Genomic DNA, 1148 nt, shown 5'->3' on the forward strand with positions numbered 1-1148 from the left:
TTATGGCAATACAGGATTGCATATTGATGCCCATAGTCGTGGTACCATAACAGCAGGAAATGGATCATATGATTTAGTAAAGCATGGTGTTCACGGTATAGCAAAGGAAACAACGGTTAATTTTTTTGGTCCAGCTTATAATACTCAAGACATGGCAGATACATTATATATCTTAAGGGATGGCAAGCAAACCACTGTCGGCTTGGAAAATCATGCAGATGATTTTGTTGGTGTTGTATTTGGCAAAAATCCGGCTACTTTTTACCAGAGGCCCCTTGGTAGTAACGTAGTGAAAGAGGCAAAGAAAGTACTATCTAATTATCCCAGCCCTCATGCTTGTTATAGTCATGCAAGTAAGGCGTGTCAAAGCGATTATGGGGATCCTAATCGTATATACATCCCTTCAAGGAGGAACAAATGAAATACATATTAAAACTATGAAGTGGAATAGTTTTGGTTAGTGTAGCTGGATGTAACATCGATAAGCCTCCTCCAGGGTATCTAAGTATGTGGGAGAAAAATAGTGTTACTGATTTTACTGAGGTAGGAAAAGCTTTGTTAGAATGTGGTATGCCAACGCCTTATGATATCGATCCAGAAAACCAACAGCAGAGTATTAATGCTAAAGCAACAACTTATGCTTGCATGCTCCAATCAGGATTCCGCTATAAAGATGAAGAAGTAGCAAGAGCGGGAGGGCCATGTTATACTTTTAGAGCCGAAAACCTTCCCATTTGTCGTCCAGGTGCTGTCATACCACAGCGAAGTGTCAAGAAGCGCTTAAACAGCCCGTTTTGTAAAAAATATAAAAATAGTCGCAAATGCCAGCCTTAAGTTTTGCTGTTTGTGATGATTAACAATCCGCCCTCCTTGCCTTCCCTTGGAATGGCGGGATTGTTTCCTCTATATCACTATTTAACGTCAGAGGGAGAAAAGCATTTACAAGAAGGTGCTGATGGCAAGGTTCATGTTTTCCTCAATGGTATTCTTACAACACCAGATGAAGCAACCCATAATACGGTTCAGTTGGCTGATAACAAGAATGATCCGCACTATTTTCTGATGTTTCCCCATAGCGATTCGCTCTTGGTAGAGGGGTTCATTGCAGGGTATCAGTATTTTCTAGAAGGTAAGTTGGGTGTTCTGAC

Annotated in this window: 2 protein-coding genes and 1 pseudogene; all 3 read left to right on the top strand. The window is 40.8% G+C overall.

Translation table 11 applies throughout. The annotated features are described in order from the left end of the window. A partial coding sequence (locus ACFIKR_RS09330; RefSeq protein WP_375659647.1) for a hypothetical protein occupies positions 1 to 421 on the top strand: 421 nt, incomplete at its 5' end. 26 nt (positions 422 to 447) lie between these two features. After that, the gene (locus ACFIKR_RS09335) at positions 448 to 834 is read left to right on the top strand and encodes a hypothetical protein (protein ID WP_375659648.1); all 387 of its coding nucleotides are present in this window, start codon (positions 448 to 450) and stop codon (positions 832 to 834) included. Between the two features lie 15 nt (positions 835 to 849). Then, positions 850 to 1148, top strand: a pseudogene (locus ACFIKR_RS09340) (filamentous hemagglutinin); the annotation flags it as partial.

The sequence above is a fragment of the Bartonella sp. MR30HLJHH genome, assembly GCF_042194195.1.
GTDB classification, from domain to species: Bacteria; Pseudomonadota; Alphaproteobacteria; order Rhizobiales; family Rhizobiaceae; genus Bartonella; species Bartonella grahamii.